The 19,139-nt window shown below is 55.0% G+C and carries 17 protein-coding genes; 4 read left to right on the top strand and 13 right to left on the bottom strand.

The genetic code is table 11. The annotated features are described in order from the left end of the window. Positions 1-8: 8 nt before the first annotated feature. From urtB to SIB88_RS03685, 3 genes are all read right to left on the bottom strand, one after another. Positions 9-1,634: an urea ABC transporter permease subunit UrtB gene (gene urtB / locus SIB88_RS03695; protein WP_412559394.1), complete on the bottom strand. Its 1,626-nt coding sequence runs from the start codon at positions 1,632-1,634 to the stop codon at positions 9-11. Between the two features lie 204 nt (positions 1,635-1,838). Next, positions 1,839-3,113, bottom strand: coding sequence for an urea ABC transporter substrate-binding protein (gene urtA, locus SIB88_RS03690; protein ID WP_101245277.1), 1,275 nt, complete (start codon positions 3,111-3,113; stop codon positions 1,839-1,841). A 374-nt stretch (positions 3,114-3,487) separates the two neighbouring features. Beyond that, positions 3,488-4,441 carry a LysR family transcriptional regulator gene (locus tag SIB88_RS03685; RefSeq protein WP_250281615.1) on the bottom strand — a complete coding sequence of 318 codons (954 nt, stop codon included), beginning with the start codon at positions 4,439-4,441 and terminating at the stop codon, positions 3,488-3,490. Positions 4,442-4,541: 100 nt separating this feature from the next. On the opposite strand from SIB88_RS03685, the gene SIB88_RS03680 reads away from it, so the two are divergent. Continuing rightward, on the top strand, positions 4,542-5,525 hold the full coding sequence (locus SIB88_RS03680) for an MBL fold metallo-hydrolase (protein WP_250281613.1): 984 nt from the start codon (positions 4,542-4,544) through the stop codon (positions 5,523-5,525). Between the two features lie 95 nt (positions 5,526-5,620). Here SIB88_RS03680 and SIB88_RS03675 read toward each other — a convergent pair whose 3' ends face one another. Next, positions 5,621-6,817, bottom strand: a complete 1,197-nt coding sequence (locus tag SIB88_RS03675; protein WP_114112759.1) for a urate hydroxylase PuuD — start codon at positions 6,815-6,817, stop codon at positions 5,621-5,623. A gap of 304 nt (positions 6,818-7,121) precedes the next feature. On the opposite strand from SIB88_RS03675, the gene SIB88_RS03670 reads away from it, so the two are divergent. Continuing rightward, positions 7,122-8,036, top strand: coding sequence for a LysR family transcriptional regulator (locus SIB88_RS03670; protein WP_114112758.1), 915 nt, complete (start codon positions 7,122-7,124; stop codon positions 8,034-8,036). Positions 8,037-8,102: 66 nt separating this feature from the next. Here SIB88_RS03670 and SIB88_RS03665 read toward each other — a convergent pair whose 3' ends face one another. The 3 genes from SIB88_RS03665 to SIB88_RS03655 all read right to left on the bottom strand — a co-directional run bounded on the left by SIB88_RS03665 (position 8,103) and on the right by SIB88_RS03655 (position 10,966). Then, positions 8,103-9,140, bottom strand: coding sequence for a histone deacetylase family protein (locus tag SIB88_RS03665; RefSeq protein WP_101245274.1), 1,038 nt, complete (start codon positions 9,138-9,140; stop codon positions 8,103-8,105). A 77-nt stretch (positions 9,141-9,217) separates the two neighbouring features. Then, complete coding sequence (locus tag SIB88_RS03660) at positions 9,218-10,387, bottom strand: methyl-accepting chemotaxis protein (protein ID WP_101245273.1); 1,170 nt, start codon at positions 10,385-10,387, stop codon at positions 9,218-9,220. Positions 10,388-10,432: 45 nt separating this feature from the next. Then, complete coding sequence (locus SIB88_RS03655; protein WP_101245272.1) at positions 10,433-10,966, bottom strand: PAS domain-containing protein; 534 nt, start codon at positions 10,964-10,966, stop codon at positions 10,433-10,435. Between the two features lie 365 nt (positions 10,967-11,331). On the opposite strand from SIB88_RS03655, the gene SIB88_RS03650 reads away from it, so the two are divergent. Together SIB88_RS03650 and SIB88_RS03645 are read left to right on the top strand one after the other, a co-directional pair. After that, positions 11,332-11,754 carry a hypothetical protein gene (locus tag SIB88_RS03650; protein WP_412559355.1) on the top strand — a complete coding sequence of 141 codons (423 nt, stop codon included), beginning with the start codon at positions 11,332-11,334 and terminating at the stop codon, positions 11,752-11,754. A 336-nt stretch (positions 11,755-12,090) separates the two neighbouring features. After that, on the top strand, positions 12,091-12,453 hold the full coding sequence (locus tag SIB88_RS03645; protein ID WP_114112754.1) for a hypothetical protein: 363 nt from the start codon (positions 12,091-12,093) through the stop codon (positions 12,451-12,453). Between the two features lie 79 nt (positions 12,454-12,532). Here the strand turns inward: SIB88_RS03645 and SIB88_RS03640 are convergent, their stop codons facing one another. The 6 genes from SIB88_RS03640 to xdhC form a co-directional block, all read right to left on the bottom strand. Beyond that, on the bottom strand, positions 12,533-13,594 hold the full coding sequence (locus SIB88_RS03640) for a BMP family ABC transporter substrate-binding protein (RefSeq protein ID WP_101245851.1): 1,062 nt from the start codon (positions 13,592-13,594) through the stop codon (positions 12,533-12,535). Between the two features lie 234 nt (positions 13,595-13,828). Beyond that, complete coding sequence (locus SIB88_RS03635) at positions 13,829-14,749, bottom strand: ABC transporter permease (protein ID WP_101245268.1); 921 nt, start codon at positions 14,747-14,749, stop codon at positions 13,829-13,831. Next, on the bottom strand, positions 14,749-15,828 hold the full coding sequence (locus SIB88_RS03630) for an ABC transporter permease (RefSeq protein WP_412559354.1): 1,080 nt from the start codon (positions 15,826-15,828) through the stop codon (positions 14,749-14,751). Before SIB88_RS03630 ends, SIB88_RS03635 begins: the two co-directional genes overlap by 1 nt. Then, positions 15,815-17,422 carry an ABC transporter ATP-binding protein gene (locus SIB88_RS03625; protein ID WP_228195137.1) on the bottom strand — a complete coding sequence of 536 codons (1,608 nt, stop codon included), beginning with the start codon at positions 17,420-17,422 and terminating at the stop codon, positions 15,815-15,817. Before SIB88_RS03625 ends, SIB88_RS03630 begins: the two co-directional genes overlap by 14 nt. Positions 17,423-17,509: 87 nt before the next feature. After that, a complete protein-coding gene (locus tag SIB88_RS03620; protein ID WP_220153943.1) occupies positions 17,510-17,983 on the bottom strand; it encodes a nucleoside deaminase in 474 nt (157 codons plus the stop codon). A 103-nt stretch (positions 17,984-18,086) separates the two neighbouring features. Next, positions 18,087-19,139, bottom strand: coding sequence for a xanthine dehydrogenase accessory protein XdhC (gene xdhC / locus SIB88_RS03615; RefSeq protein ID WP_412559353.1), 1,053 nt, complete (start codon positions 19,137-19,139; stop codon positions 18,087-18,089).

The raw sequence follows: 19,139 nt of genomic DNA, 5'->3' as shown, positions 1-19,139 counted from the left end.
GTCATGGATCAGGCCTCCACCGCGCGACCTTTAAGGGCAAACAGGCCCTTGGGTCGTTTCTGGATAAACAGGATCAGTGCAATCAGGACAAAGATCTTGGCCAGAACCGCCCCTGCCATCGGCTCAAGGAACTTGTTGACGATGCCAAGGCTGAAGGCGCCCAGAACCGTCCCCCACAGGTTTCCGACCCCGCCAAACACCACCACCATGAAACTGTCGATGATATAGGTCTGACCAAGGTTCGGGCTGACGTTTGAAATCTGGCTCAATGCCACGCCGGCAATCCCGGCAATCCCCGAACCAAGTCCGAATGTCAGGGCATCGACGTAACCGGTGCGAATGCCAACCGATCCGGCCATCCGGCGGTTTTGCGTCACCGCGCGCATCTGAAGCCCAAAAGCCGTGTAACGCAGAACCGCGGCAATCCCGGCCACCACAATCACACTGAACAGGATGATCCAAAGACGGTTATAGGTCAGGACAAGACCGGTCGAAAATTCAATCGCCCCACTCATGAAATCGGGTGCGGTAACCTGCTGGTTGGTTGCACCGAAAATCGAACGGATGGCCTGCTGAAGAACAAGGCTTACCCCCCATGTCGCCAGCAGGGTTTCAAGCGGCCGACCATAAAGGAACCGGATCACGCACCGCTCAATGACAACCCCGACCGCCCCGGCCACAAGAAATGCCGCCGGAACAGAAATCGCCAGCGACCAAGCCGATCCCGATGACAAAAACGGCGCCAGCGCCTGCTGCACTACAAAGGTGGTATAGGCACCAATCATGATCATCTCGCCATGCGCCATATTGATCACCCCCATCACACCGAATGTGATGGCAAGGCCAACAGCCGCCAGCAATAGGACCGAGCCCAGACTGATACCGCGATACACATCGCCAACCGTCTGCCAGGTCGACAGGCGCCGTTCGACCGATGCAAGCGCGTCTTTGGCCGCGGCGACAACTTCGGGCTGGTATCCTTCGGCCTCGGCACTGGAAACAAATTGCGACAGCACCGCGCGAATTTGCGGGGTGGTTTCACTGGCCAGAACCGCAATAGCGGCCAGACGTTCATCGGTGGTTTCACCAGCCGCCAGCGCCATGGTTGCTTCGGCCAGTTGCATGCGGGCCAAAAGGGTTTCGTCCTCTTCGCGATCAATTGCCCGCAACAGCAATGGCAACATCGCCGGATCACGGGCATCCATGATCTGTTCGACCGCCGCACTGCGCACGGCCAAGTCCGGACTGAACAGGTTCAGTGTCGCCAACGCATCGCGCAGCGCCCCGCGCAAACGGTTATTGATCTTGATCTTCGACAGCTCCTTGGAACTGCTTTCACCGGCAACTTCGCCGCTGACAATGTCGATATGGGTGTAAACCTTGCCCTTTTTGGTGGCGATCACGACATGCTCGTCGCTGTCACGCACATAAAGATCACCGTCTAGCATGGCCTTCAAGATCGGTGCCACACGCGGATCACCATCGGCCGCCATTTCTTCGATCACCGCAACCTTTTTGGTCGCACTTTTATCGTCAAGCTGTTCGGCAATATTACGAAGTTCTTCGTCGCTAAAGGCCTGTGCGGTATCGGGAACAAAAGCCGCCAACACCACAATAAAACCCAGCACCCCCATCACACGGGTGGCAATTTCATGCATCTTGCACATTGAAAACGGAGAACGGCGCAGCACTGATAAAATGTCATTGCGCATGATCACCAAACCTTTGAATTCAAACTGGAAAATCAAGAAAAGAAATCATCAGGATCCGGGATCTGATCCCGCCCCGATACAGAACGGGCCGGTCGCACGTTCACGACCGGCCCATCCCAAAACCAATTAGTACATCGGTTTTTCACAGTTGCCGCAGACCCACGGATAGGTCCAGTCGGCGGTCAGCTTTGCGCTTTCAGGCAGGAAGTCCGACCATGCATCGCCAACGACGGTGCCTTCGGTTTCCCAAACAATGTCGAACTGGCCATCATCCTGGACTTCACCGATCAGAACCGGCTTGGACAGGTGGTGGTTGGTGTTCATGACAGCCGTGCCACCGGTCAGGTTGGCAACTTTCTGGCCATACATTGCCTGGCGAACTGCATCGACATCGGTGGTGCCAGCCTGTTCGACAGCCTGTTTCCACATGTTAAAGCCGATATAGGTTGCTTCCATCGGGTCGTTGGTCACGCGGCTTTCATCACCGATGAAGGCATGCCACTTTTCGATGAAGGCAGTATTGGCATCAGACTCAACCGACTGGAAATAGTTCCAGGCAGCCAGATGACCAACCAGCGGCGCGGTATCGATACCGGCCAGCTCTTCTTCACCGACAGAGAACGCAACAACCGGAATGTCTTCGGCCTTGATGCCCTGGTTTGCCAGTTCCTTGTAGAACGGAACGTTCGCGTCACCATTGATGGTCGAAACCACGGCGGTTTTCTTGCCGGCCGATGCAAATGCCTTCACATCCGCAACAATCGACTGCCAGTCGGAATGACCGAACGGGGTGTAGTTCTCCATGATGTCTTCATCGGAGATCCCCTTGCCGTTCAGGTAGGAACGCAGGATTTTGTTGGTGGTACGCGGATAGACATAGTCCGTCCCCAGAAGAACGATACGTTCTGCAGAACCGCCATCTTCGCTCATCAGGTAATCAACAGCCGGAATGGCCTGCTGGTTCGGCGCGGCACCGGTATAGAACACATTGCGCGAGCTTTCCTCGCCTTCATACTGAACCGGATAGAACAGCATGCTGTTGAGTTCTTCAAATACCGGCAGAACCGATTTGCGCGAAACCGAGGTCCAGCAACCGAAAACAACCGAAACCTGATCTTTTTCAATCAGTTCACGTGCCTTTTCGGCGAAAAGCGGCCAGTCCGATGCCGGGTCAACGACCACAGCTTCGACCTGTTTGCCAAGCAAACCGCCATTCTTGTTCAGATCGTCCACCAGCATCAGGACAGTGTCCTTGAGCGTGGTTTCAGAAATCGCCATCGTACCCGAAAGAGAGTGCAGCACACCGACCTTGATGGTATCTGCTGCCTGTGCGGCTGACATGGCCATTGCCGACCATGCCATGGCCCCAGCGCCGACAAGCGCCTGAAGCTTCTTATTCATTTATAGCCTCCACTGCGAGTTTATTGCACCGCAGTGATACTTGCTAAAACCGTGCCAGATTCTTTTGGCGGTAGAATAAAATCAAGAATCGAGGGATTCCCACGCAATATGCGACTATTTTACACCCGATTTAAGGATAATATTTGCGCCATCCGCATTTTTGATGGCTATTTTTCAATCACAGATTAAAAAATGATTACTTTTTAATCACATTGACGCCACATTCTTCGCCGCTTATTTGAAAGGTGGAAGTTTCGGGTCAGACCACGATCTGACCTCGCCTTCATTGCGGTTATTGCACCACAATCCACCACCTTGCGGGCAGCTTCCCGCCCCGCCGGTCCCCGGTGGGGCGTCATAATTTTCACTGCTGACTATTCTGCGGCAAGGAACATCCGGTCCGGATCAATCGCGTCAATCACGCCACGGATCTGATCACGCAGCCAAACCAGGCCGACATCCTTGTCCGTCCACACCGCCCAGTTCATGGTCACCGGCGGAAATCCAATATCAATCGGCATCGGACAGAATGAAAGCCCGAATAGCGGCGCATACTGAATCGCAATCCGGCAAGGCACGGTTGCCACGACCGGAGAATTACGCGCTGCGGCCAAAAGCGGCATAAAATCTGGTGCCGCCATCACAACATTCAGATCAATGCCCACCCCCTGCAAAGCCGCGCCAACACATCCAGCGACATTTTCGGTTTGCGACAACACCGCATGACGGGACGCCAGATATTGTGCACGGGTGATCGGCGCACTCAGCCCCGTCAGCTCAGGGTTAAAGCAACATGCCACTTCGGAATTGAACAACAATTCCCCATGATAACCGGTTTGCAGCTGGGTCTTGCACCCGATTGCCAGATCAATCTCGCCATTATTGATCATGGTATCGACGGTATCGGTCGTAATCGAACGACTTAAAATCTTGGTGCCCGGCGCTTCACGCTGAAGATGGCGCACCAGTTCCGGCAACAGGATCATTTCCATTTCACCGGTCACACCCAGACGAAATACCCGCTCGGCCTTGGCCGGATCAAAACAATCGGTCGCCTGAAGGGCATTCTGCGCCTGTGAAAGTGCGGTTCGCACCGGCCCTGCCAATGCACGCGCCTTGGCGGTCGGTTGCATTTTTTGACCCACACGCACGAACAATTCATCGGCCAGCAACATGCGCAGGGTCGATAAATTGTGGCTCATCGCGGACTGGCCAATGCGCAGCTTTTCCGCCGCCTTGGTGACACTCATCTCTTGCATCATTGCGTCAAACGCGATCATGAGGTTGAGATCAAAGGACCGTAAATTGAAATGATCAATATTATCCATGACTGGCATCGATTTGATTACTGACTGAACCCACTATAGCTTTTCCCCAGAAGCTTACAACCCGCCGGTTCCCCACCGGCACGATTTGAGGGAGAAGAAAATGTTATCACGTCGCGAATTGCTTAAGGGTACGCTTGCCGCCGGTGCCGTCGGCGCGATTGGCAGCACGGTCTTCGTGCCGCTGACGGCCAAGGCAAAGGCCCCTTTGGTCGGCACACAGGCACCGGGCTACTACCGGCTGATGGTGGGTGATGTCGAAGTCACCGCCCTTTCTGATGGCGTTGGTCTGTTTCCGATTGCCGACCTTTATCTTAACACCACGCCTGAACAGGCGCGCCTTGCCCTTGCTAACGCGTTTCAGGGCACGCCCACCCATCTTTCGGTCAACACCTACTTGCTGAATTTCGGCGACCGCCTGGTATTGCTTGATGCTGGCACCAGCGATCTGATGGGTCCGGCACTGGGCAAACTTCCGGCCAACATCATCGCATCAGGCTATCACCCCGATCAGATTGATGATGTTGTCATCACCCATGTCCATCCTGATCATACCGGCGGTCTGACCCTTGGCGGCAAAAAGGTCTTTGCCAATGCCACGGTCCATGTCCCGCAACCCGATGCCGATTTCTGGCTGAGTGCCGAAAGCAAGGCCGCGGCCCCCGACGATGCCAAGGACTTCTTTGATCAGGCGGCGGCCTCCCTTAAACCCTATATCGACAGCAACGCCTTTCAGAACTTTGCCCCCAACGCACCGGCCATCCCCGGCCTGATCAACACGACCTTCCGTCCGGGCCATACGCCGGGGCACAGCGCGCTTTGGATCGAAAGCAAGGGCGAGAAGTTTGTCTATTGGGGCGACATCACCCATGGCGACGTTGTTCAGTTTGATGAACCCGGTGTTGCTATCGCCTTTGACAGCGATCCCGATCTTGCCATCAAGTCGCGTGAAGCAGCCTTTGCCGAGGCCGTTTCGGAAAAATATCTGGTTGCCGGGTGCCATATTGCGTTTCCGGGCATCGGTCACGTCCGCGAAGACGCGACCATGTATGACTGGGTGCCGATGAATTATCGCGCCGACGTCTGATCACTTCACGCCCCCCACCCAGCACATTAACGCAAAAGGGCGGCCGCATCACGCGACCGCCCTTTCTGCTGATGAACCGGGATGGGAAAATACCCTTATTCAGGCATGCCCGCACGGATCCACTGGCCGAGCTGGGCGCGTTCCTCGTCCGTCATTTCGGTGATATTGCCAAGCGGCATGGCCCGGCCAATTACGGCTTGTGCCAGAATACGCTGGGCATTGGCTTCGATCTGGGCCAGATCATCAAACATCACCCCTGCCGGGGCCTCGTCAAAGCCTTCATCGCGCGGATTGGCGGAATGACAGGTGCTGCATCGGGTCTGTACAATCGCCAGGGCATGATCGGCCGTGATGATATCCTCGTCTGCCAACTTGACCGCATTGGGGTCATAGGATGCAAACATCGCCAAAATCGCCATGCCGACACCGGCGGCGGGCAGTTGCCAGACAATTGCCTTGCCCGTCCCACCGGCATTGCGGGTATTGAAGAAATGGCGCACCAGACCACCGATGATCAGGATCAGACCAACGATCAGCCACGACTGATCATGGGAAAACAGCATCGAATAATGGTTGCTGATCATCATCAGCAACACCGGCAGCGTCAGATAGTTATTGTGCGTTGAACGCTGCTTGGCCTGAAGCCCCAGTTTGGGATCGGGTTTTTCACCGGCCATCAGGCTGGCGACAACCTTTTTCTGGTTCGGGATGATGATGCGAAACACGTTGGCTGCCATGATCGTGCCAATCATCGCACCGACATGAATAAACGCGCCACGCCCGCTAAAGACATGGGTGAACAGATAGCTCGCCACCATGATCAGGATAAACAGCGCAATCGCCAGCGTATCGGTCCGCTTGCCGATCGAACTTTTGCAGATGATGTCATAGATCACCCAGCCGGCAAACAGGCTGCCAAGCCCGATCAGGATCGCATCCATCTTGGTCAATGCCAGAACGCCCGGATCAATCAGATAGCTCTCAGCGCTCCAGTAATACATGGTCACCAAAAGCGCAAAACCGGTCAGCCAGGTGAAATAGGCTTCATATTTGAACCAGTGCAGTTCCGGCGGCATCGAACTTGGTGCGACCATCCATTTATTGACGTGATAGAACCCGCCACCATGGACCATCCAGGCTTCGCCATAGACGCCTTCATCCATGCCCGGACGTTTGCGCAAACTCAGATCCAGCCACACGAAATAGAACGAAGACCCGATCCAGGCGATGCCCGTAATCAGATGCGCCCAGCGCAGGATCAGATTGATCCAGTCCTGAAACAGAATATCCACGGTGTCTGAAACCTCCGTCTCGCCCGCCTGCGGATGATCAAGATCCGCGCCCGGGCCGCCCCTCTGACAGTTATGATTCCGGCTGCAATTTCCCCATACAATCCGGAATCATTCAAAATAATCTCTTACATTCTCCTAACATAGGCATGCGGTCGCCTCTATTATTAAGGGATCGAGCGTAATCGAAATGACTTTCAAACTATTCTTTAAAATGGCACAGTGCGGCCATGGGTTTCGACCCTAGAATAGAATATCAAACGATAATAAACGCCAAAACAACGTCATATCAGGAGCCTCCCGCGTCATGTCCGATTTTGAGGACATCCAGATTTTTGTCCGTGTTGCCGAACTGGGGAACCTGTCTGCTGCCGGTCGCGAGTTGCGTCACTCCGCAGCCGTCGTCTCGAACCGGATTGCGCGCCTTGAAGAACGTCTTGGTGTGCGGCTTCTCAATCGCACCACGCGCCGGGTCAACCTGACGACCGAGGGGGATGTTTATTACCGTCATTGCCTGCGTATCCTTAGCGAAATGCAGGAAGCCGAAAACGCCATCGCCAATCAGAAAAACACCACACGCGGTCCGGTAACGCTGACCTGCCCGGTGGCATTTGGCAATAAATATATCGCCCCGATCATTCCGAAATTCGTTGAAATGAACCCGGATGTGCAGATCCGGCTGCACCTGTCCGACCGGCTTCTCGATCTGTTGCAGGACAAGGTCGATCTTGCCATCCGCATTGCCGAACTTAAGGAAAGCTCCCTGATCGTCCGCAAACTTGCCGCCAATAGGCGCATGCTGGTGGCAAGCCCCGATTATCTGGCAAAGCACGGCACGCCGCAAATACCCGCCGACCTGATGAACCACAATTGTCTTCTGCTGCGTTTTCCGGGATCGCGGCAATATCAATGGACACTGACCGGCCCCAATAGCAATGATGCACCGGTCACACTGGCCGTATCGGGATCAATGGATTCAGATAATGGCGAAGTGCTGACCCGCTGGTGTCTTGACGGGCATGGCATTTCACTGAAATCGAACTGGGAAGTCGGCGAATATATCCGTGATGGTCGGCTTACGGTCGTATTGCCCGACTACCAACCACCGTCACATGCGGTCTATACGCTATATCCGGAAAACCGGTACCTTCCGACCCGTGTACGGGCCTTTGTCGATTTTCTGGTATCCGAATTTGGCGGCACCCCACCCTGGGAACGCTAGGTCACCAAAGCAAAACGCCCCGGCGAACTGCACGGGGCGTTTTGGCATTCAAATGGCATCCCAAAATCAGCGCTTCGCCTGATCCAGATATCCCGAAAGTACTGCGGCGACATTCAGCCCGATCACATCATGGGCATAGCCGCCTTCCATGACAAACACGGTCTTAAGGCCCAACCGCCCGATCATCTGACCGATCCGGTTGAAATCATCGGTCTGAAGTTTGAAATCACAGATCGGTTCGGCCTCGTGCGCGTCAACGCCAAGTGCGATGACCAGCGCATCGGGTTGCCAGGTAACAAGCTTTTGCATCGCCTTGGCAAAGCCCTGCCCCCACGCCCCAAAATCGCTTCCCCCGGCAAGCGGGATATTCAGGTTGGCACCCGCGCCGTCATTGCGTCCGGTTTCGTTGGCATAGCCCATAAAGAACGGGAACTGATGAGTCGGATCGGCATGGATCGAGATGGTCAGAACATCACCACGCTCGTAGAAAATATCCTGCGTGCCGTTGCCATGATGGTAATCGATATCCAGGATCGCGACCTTTTTCGCACCCTTGGTGATCATCTGCTGGGCGGCGATCGCCGAATTGTTCAGGAAGCAATATCCGCCGTAACGGTTGCCATGGGCATGATGCCCCGGCGGACGGGTCAGGGCAAAGGATGCCTCGCCATCATTCCAAGTGGCATCGGCGGCTGATGTTACGGTCTGCGCGCCCCAATAGGCCGCTTTCCAGGTGCCTTGCGTAATCGGGGTATCGCTTGAAATGGCGAATTGACCCAGACGCGCACTGATATGCTTTGGATTGCCGCCCGAAAAACCGGCCGTCGGCCAGACATAGGGAAAGGCATCGCCGGTCTTGCCGGCCCTGGTCCATTCCGACCAGGCATTTTCGATGAAATCAAGATAGTCGGGATCGTGAATGGCGCGGATCGGGTCCATCCCGTGATCGGCCGGATCAACCAGTTGCGCCTTGACCGCATGGGCCACCGCATCACGAATGATCGGAATGCGCCGGGCATTTTCAAAACAGGGCACCATGCGTCCATGATGCATTTCGCCCGCACCGTCATGGGCATCGTGGCGGGAATTGAAAAAGACGCGCATCGCCCCGTTTCCTTGTTTCAAGATAACAACAGGGTGTCACACTGACACCCTGTCTATGTGTTGCACGGTGAAAGCGGCTATTTCTTGGCGGTATAAAGCAGCTTTTCGATGGTATCGAGGAACCCGCCCAGATGCTTGCGCAGATTTTCCGACTGCTCTGCCAGACGGTCTGCCATTTCACGTGTGGTATCTGCGGCCTCGCCGGTACGTCCGGCCATGTCGGAAACAACCGTGATGTTATCGGTCACTTCCTGTGCGCCGCTTGATGCCTGTTCGACATTGCGCGTGATGTTCGATGACAGATTGGCCTGCGTTTCAACATTGCCCGAAATCGTATCGGACCGCGCGGCAAGATCATCAATCACACCGGCAATCTCGCGGATTGCTGCAACCGACTGTCCGATCGCATTCTGGATGTCCTGAACCTTTTCCTCGATGCTTTCGGTTGCCTTGCTGGTCTGGTTGGCAAGGCCCTTGACCTCGTTGGCAACCACGGCAAAGCCTTTGCCTGCTTCGCCAGCACGGGCGGCCTCGATGGTGGCATTCAGCGCCAGAAGGTTGGTCTGGGCGGCGATATCACGGATGAAGCTGACAACTTCGACAATTTCGCCGGCTGCGGCTTCAAGTTCGCCAATGCGACCGTCGGTTTCCTGGGCAAGGCCGTTGGCGCGATTGGCAATCTGAACCGACTCACGCGCCTGTTCGGAAACTTCGCGGATCGACTGGCTGAGTTCTTCGGAGGCCGCAGAAACTTCGGTCACGTTGCTTGCGGTCTGCCGCGCAGCAGCAGCCACATTGGTCGAACGGGAACTGGTTTCATGGGCGATGGTGTTGGCTTCGCCCGATGCTTCGGCCAGTGCCGATGCCGCATGGGCAATATCATCAACCGCTTCGAACGATCCGCTTTTGAATTCATCAAGAATTTCGGCAAAGCCCGACAATTTCTGTTCGATCGCAGCTGTCGCCGCGTTGATGCGCTTGGCCGAAGACAGATATTCCCCGACCAGCCCGGTTTCGACGATACGGCGATAATAACGGTTTTCTGAAACCGCCCCCATCGATGCCGCACTTTCGCGCAAGAACGCGTCATTCCGATCGATCAGACGGTTGATCGCAATAAACAGGTCGCGCATGTCGGGATGACTGTCGACATTGGTGATACGGGCTTCGTAATCACCTTCTGCCGCAGCCAGAACCACGTCCAGCGCCTTTTTGATTCCTGTTTTCGAACCACCAAATATCGCCATTGCGAACCTCGAACCTTCGATTTAGGAGTACCCAGGGCCCTGACCCTAGAGACTTTGGATGAACTGGTCATATGCCATGCCGGCATCTGACAATTTTTTGGCAAGCGCATCAGATGCGGCATTCATGCCGTCCTTCCGGTTGCTTGTACTTTCTTCGATTTTACGAAGTTCCGCATAAAGCGGAATGATCTTGGTTTTCAGAATTTCGGGATCTGCGACACGCCGGTTCGAATGATATCCGATCACCTTGTGCTGGGCATCAAAGGTCGGCGTCACATGGGCATAAACCCAGTAATGGTCGCCCTTCTTTCCCATGTTCAGCACATAGGCAAAGATCTCCTTGCCCGAACTGATCTGATCCCACAGCAGCTTGAAAACGCAGCGCGGCATGTCCGGATGACGGATCAGGGAATGCGGTTTACCAAGAACTTCCTTCTCGGTGTAATCCGACAAACGCAAAAACACTTCGTTAGCATAGGTAATATGACCCTTAAGGTCGGTCTTGCTAACAATCAGCTCTTCTGGCTTGAAATGGCGTTCCTTGCCGGATGGCTGGACGCCCGGACGCTTTTCGCTCACCTTGATACCCCGTCTTTTCTGATCCCGCCCTACAATTATGACATGCAGGCAAGTTTGACATTTCGATTATCACGTAACCATAGTTCCGCGAAGGAAAAATGTAAATTTTACATATGCTTCATAGCTGATTTACAATGATAATTTTTAGAATTCTTCTAATCGCACCGACCATTTTACCCCCTCATTTTGGGGCGAAATATTTGTAAAATTTGCAATATTTCCAATCTGGCCATCGGGTGGTTTGACTGATCCCCCGACCGGGGGATGCGCGGCCCCTGAAATTGACCTTCAATCCCCTGACAAGCATCCCGGCCCCTACAAACTTTCATCAATGACTGCCGGGTTCAGCATATCAGGAGAACCAGATGAAGAAGCTTGTCGTTTCATGCGCGCTGCTTGCCGGTTTGGCAGCATGCCAGACCACGGACAATGTCGTCCGCAACACCAATGTCAATCTGCTGTCGCTTCCCAAGCCGGAACTGGCCGTCGGTGACAGCTATGCCTATTACCGCAATGGCGACCATGAAATTGCGACCGTCACCGCCAAGGGGGATGGTGTTTACAGCTTTGAGGTAACCGAAGGCCCGGGCGCTGGTTGCAGCTATGACGGCGAAGGCTTCCTGTCGCCGGACGTCAAATGGGAAAATTGCGATGGGTCGACCGGGACACAGACCTTAACGCAGACCGGTGAAATCTGGCCGCTTAAGGTCGGAAACACCGTCTCCTATGCCGGCGAAGGCACTGATGGAAATAGGCTGACCCATCATTCTGGTTCAGACCAAGGCTGAGATATTCGGCAATTGCTTCGCCAGGTACCCAACTGTTGGCGTGAAATGAATATTCGGAGATTTCGGGGCGAATGTTTTCGATATGCATGATGATGGCATTTTGCGTCTGCAACATCCCGGCAAGACAATCCAGCCTCTCACACCACAGTTCAGGCGAAATTGCTGCCTCGTACAATTGCGGAATGAACTTGTTATATTCGTCCAGTTCTTTCGCAGACCACATAAAGCCATTATCCATATTCAACTATCTTTTTAGTCAAACACGGAAAAACACTATATATCAAGAAGTACTGAACCACCCAGATCATCGGGCGCGGGCCCGCAAGGGAAAATAAGATGACGAAAGACCTGCGAAATTTTCCATATCGCGTGGTGATACACGAAAAACATTCTGCCCAGGCGGTGCTGGACTGGCTTGATCTGAATGTGCGCAGTGACATGTGGACGATGGGAATTCGCAACATCGAACTGCCGCGCTCGGACCAATCGGCACCGTTTGTCGATATGGTGATCTATTTTTCGCGCCGTGATGACATGGACCTGTTTCGCGAACGCTGGGCAGGCAAGGCGCGCGAACATAAGGTCAAGCTTCGGGGATTGCGCGCGGCACTCTATGCGCTGATGCATCCGCACACCGAAATGGTCGCGTATGAAAAGTCCGATGACACACCGGCACGTCCCGCGCGCACCAAACCATAAACCGGATTAAAAAAGCCCCGCGCAAATCAATGCACGGGGCTTCGTCATTTAGCCAATCCGTATGGATTGGAAATCAGACTTATTTCGGCAGTTCGGCATCGATGCCCTTGATGTACCAGTCCATGCCAAGCAGCATGCCGTCATCAGCAACTTCGCCTTCTTTCACACGCAGCTCGCCAGCCTGGTCATAGATCGGGCCGGTGAACGGGTGGAATTCGCCCGATGCGATTTTGGCAGCAGTTTCTTCTGCCAGTGCTTTCACATCGTCAGGCATGTTGGTGTAGGGTGCCAGTTCGACCATGCCGGTATTGATACCGCCCCAGGTGTCCATCGACTCCCAGGTGCCATCAGCAACGGCTTTGGCGCGTGCGACATAGTAGCTGTCCCAGTTATCAACAATCGCGGTCAGCTGTGCCTTCGGTGCGAACTTGATCATGTCAGAAGCCTGACCGAAACCAAGTACGCCGCGGTTTTCAGCAACCTGAAGCGGTGCCGGGCTGTCGGTGTGCTGAACCATGATGTCTGCACCCTGGTCAATCAGCGCCTTGGCAGCATCGCCTTCCTTGCCCGGATCATACCAGGTGTTTGCCCAGACGATTTTCACTTTGACGTCCGGGTTGACCGACCATGCGCCCATCATGAAGGAGTTGATGCCACGAACAACTTCCGGAATCGGGAAAGAGCCCACATAACCAACGATGTTCGACTTGGTCATTTTACCGGCGATCACACCAGCAACATAACGGCCTTCATAGAAACGTGCGGCATAGGTCGACAGGTTGTCGGCGCGCTTGTAGCCGGTAGCATGTTCGAACTTCACATTCGGGAACTGCTTGGCAACTTTTTCGGTCGGATTCATGTAACCGAACGAGGTTGTGAAGATCAGGTTGTGGCCGGTCTGGGCCATCTGACGGATCACACGTTCGGCGTCCGCACCTTCCGGAACGCTTTCGACATAGCTGGTTTCTGCACCGAGTTCGGCTTCGATGGCCTGACGACCGATGTCATGGCGATAGGACCAGCCATGGTCACCAATCGGACCAACATAAACAAAACCGACTTTGACGTCTTCAGCCTGGGCTGCACCCATGCCGGTTGCAAGCGCACCAACGGCTGCAACAGCGGCAATCGTGCGCTTCATGAAACTTGCATTCATTCGTTAGGTCTCCCTGTTAATCAGCAGATCAGGATTTAAACACAATCCACTAAGCAATCAATGACACGTTCACACCGAAACCAAGACTCAGTCAAACCGATCACACTTTTCGCCAGATCCCCCGATCAGCTTGTGTGAGTTTTGGTCCGGTATGAGCTTTTCCTCCCGACAGGCCGGAACGTCATTTGACGCGTTCCGGTCCAGCAAGCAGACCGGCCCTTATTGGGCCGGTCGGAACGCCTGACCAATACAGGCAGGCGCATTCAGTCTGATTTTCGCACGGTCGCTGGAAATAATCACCAGCACAATCACGGTCGCCAGATACGGCAGCATCGACATGAACTGGCTGGGCACATGAATGCCGGCCCCTTGGGCATGAAGCTGCATGACCGAAATCAGGCCGAACATATATGCCCCTGCCAGCAAACGGCCAGGACGCCAGGTCGCAAACACCACCAGCGCCAGCGCAATCCAGCCACGACCAGCAGTCATGTTTTCCGCCCACATCGGCGTATAGGACAGTGAAAGGTACGCCCCGCCAAGACCGGCCATAGCCCCGCCAAACATGGTGGCAAGATAGCGGATCTTGATCACGGAATAGCCGATGGCATGGGCTGAATGATGCGAATCCCCAACTGCCTTAAGCACAAGACCCGCCCGCGATTTTGCCAGGAACCAGCCAACTCCGATCACAACGGCAATCGAAAGATAAACCAGGAAATCCTGCCCGAACAGAATCGGACCAATCACCGGAATGGCACTGATGCCCGGGATCGAAAGGGCCGGCAGCGGATCAATCGCAAAGCCGACAAACTTCGAACCGACAAGGGCCGAAAACCCGATCCCGAAAATGGTCAGCGCCAAGCCTGTCGCCACCTGATTGGCCATCAGGCTCAGGGTCAGAAACGCAAAGATCAGCGACATCAGAACGCCTGCCACAACCGCGGCCAGAATGCCAAGAATGGCCGATCCACTTGATGCGGTCACCGCAAAACCGGCAATCGCACCGACCAGCATCATGCCTTCGACACCAAGGTTCAGAACCCCGGACTTCTCGGTCACCAGCTCGCCCGATGCCGCCAGCAAAAGCGGCGTCGATGCGGTAATCACGGTCAGGATAAAGGGTACAAGCCATTCCATTATGCGGTTCTCCCTTTGGCCGCGATTGAACCGAAACGAATGCGATATTTGGTCAGAACGTCACAGGCCAGCAGGAAGAACAGCAAGATCCCCTGAAACAGTCCCGTTACCGCATTGGGCAGACCAAGCGTGATCTGGGCAAGCTCGCCCCCCAGATAGGTCAGCGCCATGATCAGACCGCCAAACAAAATGCCGACCGGATGCAACCGCCCAAGGAAGGCCACAATAATCGCGGTAAAGCCGTAACCGGGCGATATTTGCGGCTGCAACTGGCCGATCGGACCCGATACTTCGAACAGACCGGCAAGACCGGCAAGCGCCCCACCCAGAAGCAGGGTGAACCACACCATACGTTTCTGGCGGAAACCGACGTGGCGGGCGGCCTGCGGCGCCTTGCCGACAACGCGCAACTGGAAACCGATCACGGATTTTGACAGCAACAACCAGCCGGCAATCACCACAAAGACGGCAATGGCCGTGCCAAGGTGCACACGCGTGCCGTCATAAATGATCGGCAGCAACCCGGCATCCGGGAACGGACGCGATTCCGGGAAGTTGAACCCTTCGGGGTTACGCCACGGGCCATGCACCAGGAAGCTTAAGAACAGTGTTGCCACATAGGTCAGCATCAAACTGGTCAGGATTTCGTTGGCATTGAATTTGGTGCGCAGCAAGGCCGGGATCGATGCCCAGAACGCCCCGCCAATCGCGCCCAGCACAAACATCGCCGGCAGCAAAAGTGCGCTTTCGCTGTCATGGAAATAAAGCGCCATACCACCGCCGAAAATCGCCCCCATGGTCAGCTGGCCTTCGGCCCCGATATTCCAGACATTGGCCCGGAACCCCATGGCAAGACCGACCGCAATGATGACAAGCGGGGTGGCCTTCACAAACAGCTCGGAAATGCCATAGCTGTTATTGATCGGCAGAATGAAGAAGGTGTAAAGCGCATCAAACGGGTTCTTGCCCATAAAGGCAAAGATGATCCCGCCGACCACCAGCGTCATGAAAATTGCCAGAACCGGCGACAGATAAACCATCGCCTGGGAATGCTGGCGACGGGGTTCAAGCCTGACCAACGCGACCTCCTGTTTCTTCCATGTCGTTCGCCGGGGTCGCGTTGCCTTCAAGATCATGAAGGCCCCCCATCAACAAACCGATCTCTTCAATACTGACATCGGCCATCGGACGCGGTTTGGACATTTTGCCTTCCGACATCACCACAACCGAATCACAAATGGCAAAAATCTCGTCCAGGTCCTGTGAAATCACCAGAACCGCCGTGCCCTTGGCCGCAAGATCAAGCAAGGCCTGATGAATGGCACTGGCGGCACCGGCATCCACACCCCAGGTCGGCTGCGAAATCACCAGCACACCCGGATCCTGAAGGATTTCACGCCCGACAATGAATTTCTGAAGGTTGCCGCCCGAAAGCGATCCGGCCTCAGCCCCTGCCCCGGTCGTGCGCACATCAAATGTCTTGATGATGTTATCGGCAAAGGACCTTGTCGGGACTTCGCGGATCAAACCGCGCGCGGCAAGCGCCATGCGTCGAAACGCCGTCAGGAACCCGTTTTCCGACAGGCTCATATCGGGCACAGCACCATGGCCGTTGCGTTCTTCGGGCACAAAGGCCGCCCCAAGACGACGACGGCGACGCGGGCCGAAATGGGCCACCGATTTGCCATCGATCTTGATGCTGTCGGGGGCTGCTTCATGCTCGGTCTCGCCGGCAAGTGCCTGGAACAGTTCGTTCTGACCGTTCCCGGCAACGCCGGCAACGCCCATGATCTCGCCACCGCGGACCTTGAGATTGATGTTCTTAAGGTGAGTGCCAAACTGCTCGTCACTGATCAGCGACAGGTCGGTAACGTCAAGGCGCACATCGCCAAATTCACGCTGCTTGCCCCGATCCGGCGCGGTCAGTTTCTGGCCGATCATCATTTCGGCCATGGATTTTGCGGTTTCCTCGCGCGGGTCACAGCCGCCAACCACCTTGCCACCGCGCAGGACGGTCGCGCGCTGACACAGCGCTTTGACCTCGTGCAGCTTGTGGCTGATATAAAGGATCGCACAACCTTCATCGGCCAGACGACGGAGCGTCTCAAACAGCTTTTCGACTTCTTGCGGTGTCAGGACCGAGGTCGGCTCATCAAGAATAAGCAGCTTGGGGTTCTGCAACAGGCACCGCACAATCTCGATGCGCTGACGTTCGCCAACCGAAAGCGTATAGACATGGCGATCCGGATCAAGCGGCAGGCCATAGGTCTTTTCGACTTCGATCACTTTCTGGCGCAGGACGGCCATATCGCGCACATCATTCATGGCAAGCGCGATATTTTCCAGAACCGTCATGGTTTCAAACAGCGAGAAATGCTGGAACACCAGACCAACACCCATTTCGCGCGCGTCATGCGGGCTATGGATGGTTACCGGTTTGCCTTCCCAGATCAGGTCACCCTGATCGGCCTGAAGCACACCATAAATGATCTTCACAAGCGTACTTTTGCCTGCGCCGTTTTCCCCGAGCAGTGCATGGATTTCGCCAGGCTCGATACGGAAACTGATATCGTCATTGGCCAGACAGCCCGGAAAGGCCTTGGTCACGCCGCGCACTTCCAACTGCGCAGGTGCATTCCCCTTCATTGCTTCTGCCCCGGCATCACCGGTCATTGACGTCACTGTTGCCACCCCTATTTAGCGATATGATTTACAAGGCCCCGGCGGTTTTACCGCATAACGGTTTGCAATCAAACGGTCTCAATATTCGATCTTGTCGGTTTTGGCATCCCACGCGGCAAATACTTCGCGCGCTTCGGGCAAATCGACATGGACAATCGGCAAGGAACGATCATGGATCGGCTTTGCCACTTCATCATACAGGAACTGATCATCAAAACCGATGGCAGCAGCATCCTCGCGGCCATTGGCATAATAGATCTTGTCAAGACGGGCCCAATAGATCGCCGAAAGACACATCGGGCAGGGTTCGCAACTGGTATAGATTTCACAACCCGACAGATTGAAAGTCCCCAGCTTGGCACAGGCCGCACGAATGGCGCTGACCTCTGCATGGGCAGTCGGATCATTGTTGGAGGTCACATTGTTCCACCCTTCTGCAATCACTTCGCCATTGCGAACAATGATTGCGCCGAACGGACCACCGCATCCCTCTTCCATTTTTTGCCGCGACAAATCCACGGCGTGGCGCATATGGCCTTTGGCGTCACACACAGCCAAAATCTCCTTTACGAAACCCCTGATCTGGTCCCCAGATCACCTGACTGGGCCGTCATTTCGCGGCCCTTTATCATTAAAAAGTCCTTCAATGAAGGCTTTATAATCGCACGACCCCGTCTGACGCGGTTTTGGTCGTCTGATTTTGTGCCATCTGTGCTTCGCGCACGGACAACAATTGCGCGGCAACCGATGCCGCAATCACCACCGGCTGTTTTCCGGTAATGCCTTGAATCCCAATCGGGCATGTCAAACGGCTGATCTCAACCGCGCCCAACCCCCGATCAGAAAGCCGTCGAATGAAACGTGCCCGTTTGGTTTGGCTGCCAATCATGCCGACAAAACCAAGGTCATCGCGCATGATCGCGGCCCGGCAAATGTCAAAATCCAGCGCATGGTTATGGGTCAGGATCAAAACATGGGCACCAGACGGGATGTCGGACACCTCCAACTCTGGTCTATCACTTTGAATGATATGAAGTTTTTTGCTTTCTGGCAGATCAAGATACGCATCACGCGAATCGACCAGATGCACATCAAACGGCAAGGGTGCCATGGCCTGTACGATTGCCTTGCCAACATGGCCGGCCCCGAAAATCCACATCGGTGTAAGCGCTTCATCAAGGCGCAAACACAGCATATCCAGACCATTGATTGCCATGATCCCGCCGCGTGCTGTGCCAAATCCGGATGCCAGCATCGTGGCATTCGTCGTGTCCGCCCCCACCAACTCGGTGCGGCCCTGACCGCCATCGACCGGCAACATCACCCAGCGCCCGGATTGTGAAACAGGGCGCGCAACAATATCGGTCAATACTGTTCTCAGATCGGCGCGATCGCCATCACTTAACAGATGGAAACCAACTTCGACCGAACCGCCGCAACACTGGCCCAAACCCGGCCCCAGCGGAAAGCGTTTGATCCCGGCAACAGGCATGTTCGCAACATCGCTTTCCAGCACGCCGCGTACCTGCAAGGTCACCTGATGTTCAAGATTACCGCCGCCAATCGTGCCCGCTATTTTGCCAGACGTAATCAGCATGAATGCCCCGACCTCGCGCGGGGTCGATCCCTTGATCGCCGCCACCGACACCAGCACCACCGCATCGGATCCGGACAGAACACTGATATGATCACGCAAGGAAAGGGTCAT

The organism is Thalassospira sp. MIT121401 (genome assembly GCF_047125595.1).
GTDB lineage: Bacteria > Pseudomonadota > Alphaproteobacteria > Rhodospirillales > Thalassospiraceae > Thalassospira > Thalassospira povalilytica.
This window is presented reverse-complemented; position numbering and strand designations above follow the sequence as displayed.

What these genes read in the sequence shown, in the direction of transcription:
- urtB (WP_412559394.1), bottom strand. Translation starts at nt 1,634, where the DNA reads ATGGGGGTGCTGGGTTTTATTGTGGTGTTGGCGGCTTTTGTTCCCGAT.
- urtA (WP_101245277.1), bottom strand. Translation starts at nt 3,113, where the DNA reads ATGAATAAGAAGCTTCAGGCGCTTGTCGGCGCTGGGGCCATGGCATGG.
- SIB88_RS03685 (WP_250281615.1), bottom strand. Translation starts at nt 4,441, where the DNA reads ATGGATAATATTGATCATTTCAATTTACGGTCCTTTGATCTCAACCTC.
- SIB88_RS03680 (WP_250281613.1), top strand. Translation starts at nt 4,542, where the DNA reads ATGTTATCACGTCGCGAATTGCTTAAGGGTACGCTTGCCGCCGGTGCC.
- SIB88_RS03670 (WP_114112758.1), top strand. Translation starts at nt 7,122, where the DNA reads ATGTCCGATTTTGAGGACATCCAGATTTTTGTCCGTGTTGCCGAACTG.
- SIB88_RS03665 (WP_101245274.1), bottom strand. Translation starts at nt 9,140, where the DNA reads ATGCGCGTCTTTTTCAATTCCCGCCACGATGCCCATGACGGTGCGGGC.
- SIB88_RS03660 (WP_101245273.1), bottom strand. Translation starts at nt 10,387, where the DNA reads ATGGCGATATTTGGTGGTTCGAAAACAGGAATCAAAAAGGCGCTGGAC.
- SIB88_RS03650 (WP_412559355.1), top strand. Translation starts at nt 11,332, where the DNA reads ATGAAGAAGCTTGTCGTTTCATGCGCGCTGCTTGCCGGTTTGGCAGCA.
- SIB88_RS03645 (WP_114112754.1), top strand. Translation starts at nt 12,091, where the DNA reads ATGACGAAAGACCTGCGAAATTTTCCATATCGCGTGGTGATACACGAA.
- SIB88_RS03640 (WP_101245851.1), bottom strand. Translation starts at nt 13,594, where the DNA reads ATGAAGCGCACGATTGCCGCTGTTGCAGCCGTTGGTGCGCTTGCAACC.
- SIB88_RS03635 (WP_101245268.1), bottom strand. Translation starts at nt 14,749, where the DNA reads ATGGAATGGCTTGTACCCTTTATCCTGACCGTGATTACCGCATCGACG.
- SIB88_RS03625 (WP_228195137.1), bottom strand. Translation starts at nt 17,422, where the DNA reads ATGACCGGTGATGCCGGGGCAGAAGCAATGAAGGGGAATGCACCTGCG.
- xdhC (WP_412559353.1), bottom strand. Translation starts at nt 19,139, where the DNA reads ATGACCCTTTCCTTGCGTGATCATATCAGTGTTCTGTCCGGATCCGAT.